General features: G+C 51.9%; 11 protein-coding genes. 5 read left to right on the top strand and 6 right to left on the bottom strand.

Annotated elements, in window-relative coordinates; genetic code table 11:
• Positions 1-6: 6 nt before the first annotated feature.
• A complete protein-coding gene (locus KO216_RS04300; RefSeq protein ID WP_215523057.1) occupies positions 7-1,569 on the bottom strand; it encodes a class I adenylate-forming enzyme family protein in 1,563 nt (520 codons plus the stop codon).
• 139 nt (positions 1,570-1,708) lie between these two features.
• Here KO216_RS04300 and KO216_RS04295 point away from each other — a divergent pair, with 139 nt between their 5' ends.
• On the top strand, positions 1,709-2,470 hold the full coding sequence (locus tag KO216_RS04295) for an NADPH-dependent oxidoreductase (RefSeq protein ID WP_215523056.1): 762 nt from the start codon (positions 1,709-1,711) through the stop codon (positions 2,468-2,470).
• A 51-nt stretch (positions 2,471-2,521) separates the two neighbouring features.
• Here the strand turns inward: KO216_RS04295 and KO216_RS04290 are convergent, their stop codons facing one another.
• The gene (locus KO216_RS04290; RefSeq protein ID WP_309547348.1) at positions 2,522-3,136 is read right to left on the bottom strand and encodes a methylated-DNA--[protein]-cysteine S-methyltransferase; all 615 of its coding nucleotides are present in this window, start codon (positions 3,134-3,136) and stop codon (positions 2,522-2,524) included.
• A 204-nt stretch (positions 3,137-3,340) separates the two neighbouring features.
• A complete protein-coding gene (locus KO216_RS04285) occupies positions 3,341-3,640 on the bottom strand; it encodes a hypothetical protein (protein ID WP_215523055.1) in 300 nt (99 codons plus the stop codon).
• Between the two features lie 464 nt (positions 3,641-4,104).
• Here KO216_RS04285 and KO216_RS04280 point away from each other — a divergent pair, with 464 nt between their 5' ends.
• Together KO216_RS04280 and ulaA are read left to right on the top strand one after the other, a co-directional pair.
• Complete coding sequence (locus KO216_RS04280) at positions 4,105-4,926, top strand: PTS sugar transporter subunit IIA (RefSeq protein WP_215523054.1); 822 nt, start codon at positions 4,105-4,107, stop codon at positions 4,924-4,926.
• Between the two features lie 25 nt (positions 4,927-4,951).
• Positions 4,952-6,514 carry a PTS ascorbate transporter subunit IIC gene (gene ulaA / locus KO216_RS04275; RefSeq protein WP_215523053.1) on the top strand — a complete coding sequence of 521 codons (1,563 nt, stop codon included), beginning with the start codon at positions 4,952-4,954 and terminating at the stop codon, positions 6,512-6,514.
• A 276-nt stretch (positions 6,515-6,790) separates the two neighbouring features.
• Here ulaA and KO216_RS04270 read toward each other — a convergent pair whose 3' ends face one another.
• Both KO216_RS04270 and KO216_RS04265 read right to left on the bottom strand, forming a co-directional pair.
• Positions 6,791-7,294: a hypothetical protein gene (locus tag KO216_RS04270; RefSeq protein WP_215523052.1), complete on the bottom strand. Its 504-nt coding sequence runs from the start codon at positions 7,292-7,294 to the stop codon at positions 6,791-6,793.
• A gap of 519 nt (positions 7,295-7,813) precedes the next feature.
• A complete protein-coding gene (locus KO216_RS04265) occupies positions 7,814-11,029 on the bottom strand; it encodes an InlB B-repeat-containing protein (RefSeq protein WP_215523051.1) in 3,216 nt (1,071 codons plus the stop codon).
• Positions 11,030-11,203: 174 nt separating this feature from the next.
• Between KO216_RS04265 and KO216_RS04260 the strand changes: the two genes are divergently transcribed.
• Together KO216_RS04260 and KO216_RS04255 are read left to right on the top strand one after the other, a co-directional pair.
• Positions 11,204-11,434 carry a PTS sugar transporter subunit IIB gene (locus KO216_RS04260; RefSeq protein WP_215523050.1) on the top strand — a complete coding sequence of 77 codons (231 nt, stop codon included), beginning with the start codon at positions 11,204-11,206 and terminating at the stop codon, positions 11,432-11,434.
• A 133-nt stretch (positions 11,435-11,567) separates the two neighbouring features.
• Entirely contained in the window at positions 11,568-12,263 is a 696-nt protein-coding gene (locus KO216_RS04255) for an HAD family hydrolase (RefSeq protein WP_215523049.1), read from the top strand.
• Positions 12,264-12,292: 29 nt separating this feature from the next.
• On the opposite strand, the gene malQ is transcribed toward KO216_RS04255, so the two are convergent.
• Positions 12,293-14,470, bottom strand: a complete 2,178-nt coding sequence (gene malQ, locus KO216_RS04250; RefSeq protein ID WP_215523048.1) for a 4-alpha-glucanotransferase — start codon at positions 14,468-14,470, stop codon at positions 12,293-12,295.
• Positions 14,471-14,502 lie beyond the last annotated feature (32 nt).

Below are 14,502 nucleotides of genomic sequence, written 5' to 3'. Positions count from 1 at the left end.
GAAGACTTACTTCCCGCGACCCTCGTTGCCAAATGATTCTCGGAGGGTTTGGCGGGATAGTTTTCCGGCACTGTTTAGGGGTAAGTTTTCTACTTTGATTATTTGCTTGGGAATCTTGTAGGCGGCTAATTTGCCGGCTAGGAACGGTTTAATATCCTCGAGGGCGGCGGTTCCGGTGATTACTGCACAGACTCGCTGTCCCCAATATTCGTCCTCCAGGCCAATTACGGCGACCTGCCCGATACCGGGAAAAGTTGAGAGCGCGTCCTCAACCTGCGCGGGGAAAACGTGTTCCCCACCGCTGATGATTACATCGCTTGCCCGTCCGCTCAGGCGCAGCAATCCGTCCTCGCCGATAAAGCCAATATCTCCGGTTTCAATTTGCCCCTCGATAGCACTGATGGCTTTGCCCGGGTAGTTGGTTTTACATACCTGCGGGCCGCCGATGGTTACTTGCCCTTGGCTACCTGCGGGTAGCACCTTGCCATCCGCATCGCGCACCGCCACCTGAGAATAGGTGAAGGGACGACCAGCGGCCTCCGGGTGCGCTAAGGATTCGTTTATTCCCAGGTAGCAACCAGCCCCTCCGGTTTCGGTCATCCCCCACACTTGGATCGGACGCAGCTGTAGTTTTTCCATCCGCCGCGCTAAAGCTGCAGGTAGGGGTGCGCCTCCAATCAGGGGACGGCGCCAATGCGGAAACGGATTTTCCGTGAGCGACTCGCCTTTTTCTTTTTCGAGGGCATCTAGCATCCCGGTGAACATGGTGGGAACCGCGAACCCGATAGTGACTTGCTCGTCGCGAATAATCCGGGCAGCGGCAAGCGGAGAAAACCCCGCAATCACTACCACTTTTCCGCCGTGACAAAAAATATCGTTGGTGGTGCCGTTAAACCCGCCGATATGGGACAAGGGTGCGAGTGCCAACCCGGTATCAGAGTTGCGGTAATCGAAGGCGTCACGATAGTTCGCCCACGCCCAATACATGGTTTCGCGGGAATGCTCCACCCCCAGCGGCCGCCCGGAAGTCCCGGAGGTATAGATAATTGCGGCCAGCTCGCCCTCGGCTACCGGGGCAATCTCACTGGCTAGTTCCCCAGGCGAAAACGGATGCTCCCTATGGGCATTCAAGATACGTTCATGCAGGTGAGCCAGGTTTATAACTAACGGCTTATCGAGGGCGCTCCCCTGTGAGGGCGCAGTTTCCGCGGCAGAACGGGCGGCGCTATCTATCTGTATCTCCCCTTCTTGATCGCTAAATAGCAGACGCGGGGCACAGTCACTCACCATCGCTCGTAAATCAGCAGGCGCGGCAGCTTTAGCCAGCGGAACGAATACCGCCCCTATCTGGTCACAAGCGATCCACAGCAATAGATGGTATTCGCTGTTGGCACTGCAGATTGCCACCCGATCCCCGCTAACTATTCCCTGTTCTTGCAGGTAAAGCACTAAATGTTGCGATAGCGACCAGGTGTCGGACAAAGAAAAATCTCCCAGGGGACCGGCTAGGCTTTGCGCATGAGGATGGTCAATCGCGGCTCTTTGAAAGTTTCTTATTGGTCTAATCATGAATCCCCCTGCCCGTTAGCGTCCTCGCCTATATTACCCATCTGGTCACCGCTGCAAGTTAACCAGCAGGTAGGTTAAACTTAACGACAAGAAACCGGCTAAACCGCACGCAATATCGGCGAAGATTTAAGGAGAGCTCATGTCTGAAACTATCGAACACCAGTTAGCACACCGCTCGGTGCGTCGTTTTGATTCTCAGCCAATCTCGCCAGAGGTATTAGCGCAGCTAAAAGAGGCTACCCGACGCACCGCCACCTCCTGCGGGGTGCAAATGGCTTCGATTATTCAGGTGAACGATCCGGAAAAGAAGCGGCAGATTTCTCTGGTTTCTAATCAGGACTATATTGCCGATGCTCCGCAGCTGTGGATTTTCCTCACTGACCTGTACCGTTCCTACCGGATTGTGGAGGAAAAAGGTGAGGATAATAGCTGCGTGCGCGGTATGGACGGTTTTTTTCAGGGCTTTACCGATGCGGTACTGATGGCGCAAAATTTGGTGAATGCCGCCGAATCCCTGGGGTTAGGCACCTGTTTCTTAGGGTCAATCTTGAACGACCCAGCGCGGATGATTGAGATTTTGCAACTGCCGAAACTGACTTTCCCTGCCCTGGGGGTAATGTTTGGCTACCCGGGGCAACAGCCGCAGCTCAAGCCACGGATGCCCATGGAGCTGCGTATGTTTGAGGACTCCTATAACTGCTTTGACGGATCCTATCTGGAAGCGTTTGCGGATTATGACCAGGAAATGACTACCTACTATGACACTCGGGCACATGGCAAACGCTCGGATACTTTCACCGATAGCCTCACTCGGATCATGCTGCGGGAGGCGCCCCTGCGCCGCGGAATGTTGAACACGGTGCGCGCCCAGGGCTTCGACCTCGCCCTCCAGCCCCGCTAAAGGCTACATAAAGATAGCGCCACCAGCTTCGAGGTAGCGATATAGGGCTGCCTACGAAACACCTATTTTATTTAGGGGGCGAGGGCGCAGCTTATTTGGTAGCGGATGTTTCTTTGCTACCGAGTTTTTCTTTGGCACAAACAGACTCGTCATATCAACGTTTTCTAGTTTCAGCAGCTGGATTTTTCGCTCCATCCCGGCGCCATAGCCGGTGAGGTTACCGCCCGCACCAATTACCCGGTGACAAGGAACAATTATCAAAATCGGATTTGCCCCTACCGCTCCCCCAACTGCCTGCGCTGACATTCGCGGGATACCTCGCTCCCGCGCGATCCGGGCAGCGATTTCCCCATAGGTGACGGTTTCCCCGAAGGGGATGGTAAGCATGATTTCGCAAACCCGTTTCTGAAAGTCTGAGCCGCTCAGTTTTAGCTTTGGGGTAAAGGAGGGGGCGCGTCCTCGAAAATAGCTATCTAACCAGCGGGCGGTTTCTTGGAATATGGGCAAAGATTTTTCCTGAGGGCGGGTACCGGCAGCAGTTGCCACCGCGGCCTGCTGTGATGCTAGCCCTAACCCGATCAGTGCGCTGCCATCGCTGCGCATGGCAAGCTCGCCCAGCGGGGAATCATAGAACTGGATGAAGGTGTCCGTAGCCGTTTGCCTCAACCCCCTAACGCACTCGCTTTAACTGCCCGAAAAGTGCTTCATACCGGTCTAAAAAATCTTTTTTCAAAACCACAGAGGCGCGAAAAGTGCGCGCTTAGCGGTTATGTCCTGATTTTGACACAATTATGCGAAAGTATGTCCTTACTTTCGCACTTTCTGGCTAAAATCAGGACGTAACTTGACTTTGCTAGTTTTGAAATACGTTCAGCCGAGAACCTTACGACGAATATATTCACTTCTGGTGACGTGAAACTTCTTGGCGAGTTCCCCGATTGCATTTATTTCACTGACGCTAAAACGCACGCTGATATTACGCATGGGCTCATCATCTTTAATCCGGTCTAACGGAGAACCATAGTAGAAAACTCCGGTAAGACCGTCGTCAGCATTTTCGTCCTCAACTTGTTTTGCCTCTGATTCAACCTCATCAAGAGTCATTCCAAATCGGGAAACAACTTCTTCATCGCTGCGGGTACCGGTAAACAGCTCGTCAGGTTTAGCCATTATTTCCTCCTTTGTAGATTTCGAATTTCTCGAGTAAATTTCCTGGTAGGCGGAGTCATTGCATGGTAGATAAGCACCTCATTACCACTCATCCGATAAAGCATTTCTATATTTCTACCATTTGAATCTGCACCTACCCCCAGCCAGGAGCCGTTATCTCTTTGAGCATGCAAGAAATGATTTTCGAAAGCGTGCAGGACGTCTTCTTTCAGTAACTCTGGATGTCGTTGCGATACGCGATCCAAAATAAAAACTCGCACAAAGAAAATATATTACAGACGCAATACGTTCGCAATACCTCAGTGTGCCTCATGTGTTTTTAGCGCCAAGGCGGTGTGGTGCCTAATCTAGGATGCCGAGCAGAAACTTTTAAAAGGACACGATAATAGCTCTTCTTACCGTAGGATAAAAAATAGCGCTGACCCGATTCAGCAACAATTTCTAGTGTCTTTCAAGGGGGATGCATGTCAACTCTAAATAGATTACTGGCAACTGGGGCAGTTGATTTACACAGCTCAGAGAGCGATTGGCGCTCAGCGATTCGCCATGCTGGGCAGCTTTTGGAATCGGCCGGAAAAATCACTCCCGAATATACAGAGGCTATGATCGAATCAGTTGAGGAAAAAGGCCCCTACATCGTAATAGCACCGGGGTTTGCATTCGCTCATGCACGGCCATCGGCGGCAGTAAAAGAAACTTCCTTTTCCTGGGTGCGACTGGATCCCCCAGTAGCGTTTAACCATAAATCTAATGATCCGGTTGACCTGTTAGTGGCTTTCGCTGCTACCGACACCTCTTCCCATCTAGAGGCGATGAAAGAGCTAGCCAAACTGTTGGCTTCTAAAAGAGACTCGCTTAGTGCAGCAAACAGTGAGGAAGAACTACGCGAAATCTTCGACTCGCAGACTGCAAAGCCGAAAGGTCAAGATAAGACTCCCAGCGCCAAGAAACCTGATCGAGCAGCTAGCGCAAGGAAAACAGCTAGCGACTCAGTTCCGTCTAAAGGGAAAATACTCACCGTGTGCGGCAATGGCCTAGGAACCTCTTTATTCCTGAAAAACACCCTGGATCAAGTATTAGATGAATGGGGATGGAGTCCCTATCTGAATGTTGAGGCCACCGACACTATCTCTGCAAAGGGACGAGCCAAAGAAGCAGACTTCCTGCTCACCTCGGGGGAAATAGCCGCCACTCTGGGTGATGTTGGGGTGCCGGTACATGTAATCCAAGACTTTACTTCCATGCCGGAAATCGATAAAGCCCTACGCGAGCTTTACGATATTTAACCTTTGACCACCGAGGAGATTCCTTATGAATACCGTTCTTACAATCGCAAACTTCCTGGTAAATGAGATTCTGTCTGTACCGGCATTCTTAATCGGGATTATCACCGCAGTCGGTTTGGCGGCGATGAAACGTGGTGCTGGAAAAGTTGTTGGTGGCGCAATTAAAGCGACTTTGGGTTTCCTGCTGATTGGTGCCGGTGCTGGGTTAGTTTCTAGCTCATTGGAGCCTCTAGGCGCAATGATAACTGGCGCCACCGGAGCCAAAGGAGTGGTACCCACCAATGAAGCAATCGTAGGTATCGCGCAAAATGAATTCGGTGGACAAGTAGCCTGGATCATGATCCTGGGATTCGTGGTTTCGCTAGTGTTGGCCAGATTTACCCCGCTCAGTTACGTATTTCTCACCGGTCATCACGTGCTATTCATGGCAACCTTGTTAACCATGGTGTTAGCACCATCTGGCTACCCCACCTGGGTCGTAATTGTTTTTGGAGCGGCATTGTTGGGAATAGCAATGGTTTCTCTGCCAGCAATTGCTCATCCCTGGACACGTCGTATCACCGGCGATGACTCTATCGCCATTGGTCACTTCGGTACTGCGGGGTATGTAGTTTCTGGATGCGTTGGCAAACTCGTAGGTGGCAAGGGAAAGAAGATGTCGGCTTCCTCCGAAGAACTGAAACTTCCCGAAGGGCTGCGATTCCTACGAGATTCGATGGTGGCCACCGCGCTTTCTATGGCATTAATGTACGTAATTCTGGCGGTACTTTTCATCGCCCGTGCAGGTTCCCAAGAAGCCTTTAAAGCGTTCCCGAATGGTGCCGCCAACGTGGGCAACTACCTAATGCAGGCGGTCACCCAGGGGCTCGAGTTCGGGGTGGCAGTAGCAGTCATACTGTTCGGGGTTCGCACCATCTTAGGTGAACTGGTACCCGCCTTCCAGGGGATTGCCGCCAAAGTTGTTCCCGGCGCTATACCTGCGCTGGACGCGCCTATTGTTTTCCCCTATGCCCAAAACGCAGTGCTAATAGGTTTCCTTTCCTCTTTCGTGGGAGGTTTAGTGAGCCTAGCAGTCCTTTCCATCTGGCTAAACCCAATGTTCGGCGTGGCATTAATCATGCCGGGTCTGGTTCCTCATTTCTTTACTGGCGGTGCCGCAGGAGTCTATGGTAATGCCACTGGAGGACGGCGCGGAGCTATTCTGGGCGCCTTCGCTAATGGTCTGGTAATTACCTTCCTCCCAGCATTTCTTTTGGATGTTCTCGGTTCCTTCGGAAAAGCTAATACCACCTTTGGTGACGCCGATTTCGGTTGGATAGGTTTACTGTTGGGTTGGTCTACCAAGGCTGGAGGAATACTCGGACTAATATTACTTTCCCTGGTGGGACTGGCAATTTTCGGAGCGGGACTATTTAGTCAAAAGAAGTTGGTAAACACCCATTGGGATCCCACTCCTCATCGCCCAGTTCCGGTTAGTAATTCCGCCGTTTCCGCAGACAAATCCCAACCGGTAGTGGGGACAAAAACTAAGTATCCCAAAGTGCTTCCACCCGCGGGAGCTCCACTACCCCCTGCCCCGCTCTCCTAGGTACACCGCTCGGGCTCTTACCTGCCATTGCGCTAGCGCAGACTTCTGAAAATCGCGTTTATCGGAAATAATACTTAGCGCTGACAGCTCAGTTCTAAAAAACGGGTGCTGTGACAAAGGAATGCTCCCGCCACCGTCTGTAAGGGCGTGGTGGCGGGAGCTGCAAGGGCGGGTGCCAAGCCAGAGCACCCAGGCTTCCAGCGCGGAAGGACGGGCCGCTGCCGGAAAGCTTTTCCTCGGATCTCCTGCTCGCTTGCAGTAAGCAGGAGGCGAGAGTCAGGAATCTAGGCCTTCTGCTAGGTCGCTGAGCGGATCGTAGCCGCCCTCGCAAACCTCGCGGGGACAACCCTGCCAGGTTTTGTAAAAGTAGCCGACAATATCGACTGCCACCGGGTAGGGGTAGGCTTCGGCGACTTCGCCGTTTACCTTTTTCGCGCTACAGGCAACGTGGTCGTAGAAGAATTCACAAACCTCCACGTAGTTCCACATCTTCTGGCATTCTGCACAGACTGCCAGATGCGGTACCAGGTCACCTTCGAAGAATCCTAGTTCTTCCAGGTCGATTTCCGCATCGATGCGATCTAGCTCGTGGTCTTCCCCGCAGTCGCACCACTGGATACCGGTGCGTTCCATTTCCCAGGGATCAGCAAGCGGAGATTCCTCCGCTGGGGCTTCTACCGGAGTAGGCGCCTGAGTGGGAGCCTCGGCAGGAAGCGGATCGCGAAAGGCAGCAGCGCGCGCGAGAACCTCAGTTACAGTGTTATTAGTATCAAGAGCCATGATGGCCTCCTAAAAATCGTTGTTCCCAACCCGGCATTCCCGAGAGGGCGAATCTTCCTTCGAGGGCACCGACTTACGATTGATCCGGTTGCCTGGAGACCTGTCGAAGGACATTACGCTCAAAGCGTGGTCATCCATCTGGATTCAGGAATCACTATACACTATGAATACTTTTTAAGCGAGCGTTTTTTAAAAATTCCCGAAAATTTGTAGCAAGTTTAGGGTTTGACCAGCGATAATAAAATAATAAATACTTTTTTCAGCGTGTCGATACCGCGGGTAGAACGTAAAATATGAAAGGTTCTAACCGCAGCCCTGCATATCCCCCAACCCCTGAGGTAGAGCTGTTGACGTAGGAAAGTCGCAGGATCGAGGGCGAGGGCGCAGCAGAAGGCGAAAGTTTGAAAGTGCGCATTTTGGGGTGGGTTCGCGTCTGCAGGTTAGGGAAACTAAAAACCGCTCATAAGCGGTTTGCTTATGAGCGGCTTTTAGTTATTTAGTTATGGTGTTTCGCTGAGATTAGCGCTGAGCGCGCCGCCGGCGGCTAATCACGAACAGACTGCCGGCTGCCAGCATAATCATTGCGGAATACACGGAATACATCCCATTAGCCCCCGTCCTTGACAGCTCCCCAGCTGCACTCGGGTGCTGTTTCTGTGGCTTCGCCTGGTTACCAGGCTTTTGATTACCCGGAGTAGTCGAGGAAGAAGCTGGCTTGTCCTTCCAGATGGCGGTGATAGTAGTGTTACCTTCGACGGTGATTTCGTCACCGACCTGGTATTCCTTATCACCTATCTTCCAGCCTTTCAACTCCTTATCCTTAGGGGCCTTGAACGTGCTAGCAGGCAGTTTGAAAGTGCTACCTTTCTTTACAGACTTCTTGTCCATATTGCCGGAGCCTTCACCTGGTTCAAAGTTGACGTCAACCATGATGTCTTTCCAGATAGCTTTCACCACGGTGTCTTTGGTGAGAGTGATCTCGGTATCCGCTGCAACTTTTTCGCCGTCAATTTCCCAGGTATCGAACTCTTGGTTCTCCGGGGCAGTGAACGTAGAAGCAAGCACCTTGTAGGTATCCCCCTTGTATAGGGTCTTACTTTCTTTCATAGTTCCTTTGCCACCGTTTCCGTCGTAAGTAACGGTAACCGGGATCTTCTTCCAGATGGCGGTGACAGTGGTGTTATCGTTGACGGTGATCTCGTCACCGACAGCCTTTTCCTCATCACCTATCTTCCAGCCTTTGAACTCCATATTCTTAGGCGCCTTGAACTTGCTAGGAGGCAACTTAAAAGTGCTACCTTTCTTGACGGTCTCCTTGTCCATGGTGCCGGAGCCGCCTTCACCTGGTTCAAAGTTGATATCAACCATGATGTCTTTCCAGACGGCTTTCACCGTGGTGTTTTTGTTGACCGTGATTTCGGTATCAGGGGCTACCTCTTTCCCATCAATCTCCCAAGTCTTAAACTCTTGGTTCTCCGGGGCGGTGAAGCCGTTAGCGGCCAAGGTATACTTGCTGCCCTTGTCTAGGGTCTTACCTTCCATGTTTCCTTCGCCGCCGTTACCGTCATAGGTCACTTTCACCTGGATTTTCTTCCAAACGGCCTTTACGACCGTGTTGGCTTTAACGGTGATCTCGGTACCCGCAGGTACCTCTTTGCCGTCAACTTCCCAGGCTTTAAACTCTTGGGTGTCATCAGGAGCAGTGAAAGCATTATCCAAAATCGTGTACTTTGAGCCCTTATTCAGCTTCTTACCGTCCTTGAGTTTCCCATCGGTCATGGTTCCCCTACCGCCGCCCGCATCGTAGGTTACCTCAACCGTTTCAAGCGTCTCACTGGCCGGAGCTGATTCAAGCTCTTCAGTATCACCCTCAAGACCGCCTTTGTCTTTCGCTTTTGCCGTGATGGTTCCACCAACTTCGATGTCTCCAACTTTCAGAGTAATCACACCGGTGTTCTCATCAACACCCGATCCGCTCCATTTATTGGTTTTCAAATCTCGCGTTGCGGTTATGGTTTTATCCTTACCATCAGCATCCTTATAACTGACGGTGTAAGACGCCAAGTCGGTATCATCACCGGGATCTTTATAAGCCGGTGGGGTAATGGTTACTTCACCCTTATCCGTATCTACCGCAATCGCCGGAGATTCAGGGGCAATATTTTTCACTAGATCTTTCGCCGGGAATTTAGTGACTTTGGCTCCATTGTTTACTTTATAGGTTCCATCGGCATTTTTTTGATATATCGGATTGCCGGCATTATCCCAATCAACTTCCACATCATTAGGACTGATTATTGTAACGTTTCCATCTTTATCAAACTCGATAAACGCAGGATCGGTTAAATATCCAGTTCCATCGGGGAGTTTAGATACGCCATTTACCGTATTGGCATCTCGAATAGCTTTATCGATGGCTTTTTTATCCGCATCCGTTAATTTGTGAGGATCTCTCACGGCGACTTTGTCGGGGGTTGTTATTACCGGCTCAGACTTCGCGCAAGAACGGAATTTATGTGGCTCTTTGACAATGATACCGAACTCTGTTCCGAGTTTTAAATCGTTAACCTTATCCGTAATTGGGAAAGTAACTGTTGTGCCGTTAACGATTACTGCTTGAGACATCTCTTTTGAGTCAGATTTGTCCACTATACAGCTTCCCTTTGGGGAAAAATTCCTGTCCTCTCCATCCCTAAATTCTTTGACAAATTGAAATTTCGTACCTGCGGCAACCGCGTTAGCAAATGTAACGATAATCTGTCCGTCTGTTACCTGTACTTTTTCTATTGTCGGAGCAGCAGATGTTTCCGTTACCGTTTTGATTTTTAGGTCCGGAGCTTCAATTTTTCCGGAGGTTGATCCATCGGTATAGGTCACTTCATAGTATGCATGTTCCGTGCCATCAATAGAAAACTTAACTGATTTAATATCACCAGCTATTGCAGTGTTTGCATCTTTTAACATTTGAACAGCTTCTGCTTGCTCATCGTTATTTATCTGGTTGGAGTTCGTGTGTTCAATCCAGATTTCTCCGGATGGCATTTTTAACTCATCTTTATGCTGATCCGCTAAAGATTTCTTAACTTCCAGAACGACAGCTTCAGAAATTTCGTTATTATACTCTTGCTTTACAGTGACTTTATCGCCCTCCGCAAGCTCACTACCTAAATTAACCGTCCAGTCCTGACTTTTGTCCGTGTATGGAATAGTGACCGTTTTTTCTTCGGTTCCACCTGCTTGACGACTCACGGTCACGTGAATAGTCACATCTAGCTTTTTTGACTTCCGTTGTCCGGCTCCGATAGTTAATGATCCAGAAACAGTTTTATTTCCAGCAAATACAGGATTGACCTTCGGTTTTGCGGCAGCACCCACGGGTTGCCCAATATTCTCCGGTCCGATCTCCAGGCCATCGTCCGCCTGGGTATTCGCTTTGGCAGGCGCCTTGTTTTCCGGTGCTGCACTGGTTATAAGCTTGGCAGGGTCTGCGGTGTTTACTGGCTGCACATTAGTGCTTGGTTGCTCCGCCGGCGTCCCCTCCTGCAAATCCTCGGCCTGCACCAAGGAAGGCGCTGAGAGCATGAAGCTCAAGGCACAAAATAGGGTGACGATCAGCAGCCTCTTAAGGAAACTGGCAGACTGCTGAATCGCGCCACCTGATTTCTCTGCTGACAAGGTGCCAGGTTGATTATTGAAGTTAAGCATAGGACCTTCCCATAACTTGCTGTTACTCATGACTTTTACTTAACAATCGTATCATTGTTACCGAAAATCCACTAGACACATATTTATCGTTAGTACAGGTCAGAGCAATGCTCATCTAGATTCCCTCTAAGCTACTTGTAGATTGATGGTAATCTCACTATTGAACAGGCACATTCTTAAAGGTTTAGATGCAGGGAGAAACTCATGGAAAAGGCAAAACAGCTGCTGGCAGGGCTAGGTGGCACCGAAAACATTACCGAGATTGAACCGTGCATCACCCGCCTGCGGGTAGATGTAAAAGACCCACAGCAGATAGATGAGGAAGTATTAGCTGCTGGTGGAGCCCTAGGCGTGGTGAAAACCGGTCGCTGTATTCAAGTGGTGGTAGGTCCCGTGGCAGATGAACTGGCTGCCGAAATTGAAAAACTGCGCTAAAACGCCGGGCTTCCTTTTCGAGGGCGCTCCTTTAAGTTTTTAATGCCCAGATGAATAGCGCGACCGGACACTAGGACGCGCTCGCCGACGCCGAGGGCGCACATTAGAAAGCAGGCACACCATAAATCCCAATATGAGCGCAGATATCAACACCAACAGCGTAAACATTGATGAGCGGAAAACTTACGGCTCTTTGAAAGGGTTACTACTCGACCTGGACGGCACCCTGATCGACTCTGAACACACTCACCTGGCCGCCTATCGGCGCATGTTTGCGGCGAAAGGATGGCGAATAGCAGAGGAAGAAATGGAGATTTTCAAGGGGCGCCCTGGCCCGGAAGTGTTCCAAAGCGAACCCGGCCCTTGGAACGGCCTCGACCCGGAAGCTCTCGGCCTGGAGGCTCGCTCCTACGTTGATACCCGGCGCGATCCCCCACGGATTTTTACTGGCGCCCGCGAAATCATGCAACTTGAGATGCCAAAATGTTTAGTTACTTCCGCCTGGAGGCAGTGGGCGCAGTTAGCCGCCCAGCTACTCAAAGCCCCGGCCAGCCTGAAAGTGATTAGCCAAGAAGATATTAGTGCCGGCAAACCCGACCCGGAACCCTACCTAGTGGGAGCGAAAACCCTGAAGCTGCCCGCGTCCTCCTGCATCGTCATCGAAGACACTACCAGCGGAGTTATCTCGGCGCGCGAGGCCGGAGCCGGCAGAATCTATGCGGTTACCACCAGTCAAAGCCGCGAAGTACTGCAAAGCGCGGGAGCCGACCTAGTAAGCGATAGTCTAGAGGGGCTACTGCCCTACCTCGGCGGCGAAACCTCGTCCTAACAGCGGCTTGCGAGCGTGCAGACGCAGCCCTAGTTAGGATGCACTGCGCTCTCTAGCATCTCCAAAAGCTGATTAGCGAACTGATCAGCGGTAACGTCCTCTAAGAACCTAGTTTTCCCCTCTTGGTCACGCAACGGTACGCACCAGTTCGGGTATTCATACTCGGTACCGGGCTGATTTTCGGTTAGCTGTTCTTGCACTGCATCCGCCAAGGTCAAGACCACCAGCTGCGCGGGGGTAGCGGCGATATAACGGTAGAGGGCGCGAATCATCTCGCCCATATCGGTCTCATCTTCCGCCAGACCCGCGTGTTCAATCAGCGCGCGGCGTACCGCCCCAAAAACTCGCTCCTGGTTGGCTTCAGCCTCTGCGCGCGAAGAATCCAAAAGATCCAAAGATTCCCTAACCCGCAAGTCTTCGCCGGTAAGGTAGCCCGCCACTGGCGGCATATCGTGGGTATTGACCGCCGCCAATTGCTCTCGCCGATAATCCGCGGGCGGTACCAAATGGTCCGGAGCATCGAACTCAAAGAACAGCACCCCGGTACCTAAAATCCCCCGGTAGCGCAGGTAGTCGCGCACCCAAGGCTCTACGGTACCCAAATCTTCGCCGACTACCACCAGATTATTTCGGTAAGCCTCAAGCAGCAGTACCCCCACCATCGCTTGATGGTTATAGCGCACGTAGGTGCCATCTTTCGGGAGCATCCCTTCGGGAATCCACCACAGGCGCAACAGCCCCATAATATGGTCGATACGCAGCGCGCCCCCCATTTTGGCGGCCGCCTCGACCGTGCGTCGTAAAGGTTCATAGGCCTGCTGTTCTAGGCGGTCTGGGCGCCAAGGTGGCTGCGACCAGTTCTGCCCCAACTGGTTATACATATCGGCAGGAGCACCCACCGAGATGCCCTGCGCGTAGACCGCCGGGTCGGTCCAATGGTCAGCACCCAAATGGTGAACCCCTACCGCCAAGTCGTGCATGACCCCGATCTTCATTCCGGAATCGACGGCCACTTGGTGCGCCTGCCGTAGCTGCCGGTAGCAAAGCCATTGCAACCATTTAAAGAATTCGGCTCGCTTTCGTAACTTCTCCCCACATTTTTCAAATTGGGAAGCATCTGGACGTTGCCACTTCTCAGGCAGCTCTAAACCATATTTTTCGGTCAAAGCACACCAGGTTGCAAACTGTTCCAGAGCCGCGCCCTGTTCGGTGAGGAACTGCTGATAGTCGGCTTCTCGTTCCTGCGAGCGTGGAACCTGGTAAATAATCTCTAGGGCGCGCAGTTTCCGTTTCCAGACGGGGTCGCGTTTGACTAAATCGCCACTAAAGAAGTGAGCTCCGGCTCCGCAAACTCCGGGATGATCGGCGGGCATCGCTTCACTAAGGGAGCGTTGGGCTTTACGCCGCAGCTCCGCCAGCTTTTCCCGCTTCTTCTTCGGGAGTTCCTTAGCTTCAACAATCGCATCGGGGCGAATATAAATCGGATTCCAAAAGCGACGCGAACAAGGCAAATAGGGAGAGTTTTCTAGGGGCGAAGTCACCTGGGAAGCATGCACCGGGTTAATCAGCAAGAAATCCGCGCCCTTGGAGGCCACCCATTTACAGATCTTCGCCAAATCTGCCGCGTCCCCGATCCCCCAAGAATTCCGGGAAGGGTTGGCATAGAACTGGCTCATTACTCCCCAGGCACGCCCATCACGCAAATTCGGCATTCCCAGACGCGCCGGAGTGACCGCTACTGGGCAAGTATAGGGGCGTTCATCCCCTTCTACCTGGGCGGTTAAACGATGCCAACCCAAAGGCTGCCCGGGAGGAATATTGAAAGTAGCTTCCCCGGTGAGCACCCCATTGATTTCGCGGGGAGCCACTAACACATCCAACTGGGGCAAATCCCAAGACCCGCCCTCCTCAAAATGCATGGTTACGGTTACCGCTTTACCGTGCGGAACGTGTACCCGCACCCAATAGTTGTCATCGTTGCGGGTAACCACACATTCGGGGAGGACGCGCCGCCAAGGACGCTCCTCAACCATTTTTAGCGAGGCCGCCACCTGCGCAGGCGTATCCGCGTCAATATCCATCGCCTTGAGGACTGCGCGCAGAGTTTCATCGGAAACTATGCGGTGAACCCCGGAATAGTCCCAGTAATCAATCGCAATTCCGTAGGCGTTCGCCAGTTCTTTAAGATCCTCTTGACTATCGCTCATTTGTTACCCCAGCCCTTGTAACCTTGTTTATC

The sequence above is a fragment of the Varibaculum prostatecancerukia genome, assembly GCF_943169825.2.
Classification (GTDB): domain Bacteria; phylum Actinomycetota; class Actinomycetes; order Actinomycetales; family Actinomycetaceae; genus Varibaculum; species Varibaculum prostatecancerukia.
This window is presented reverse-complemented; position numbering and strand designations above follow the sequence as displayed.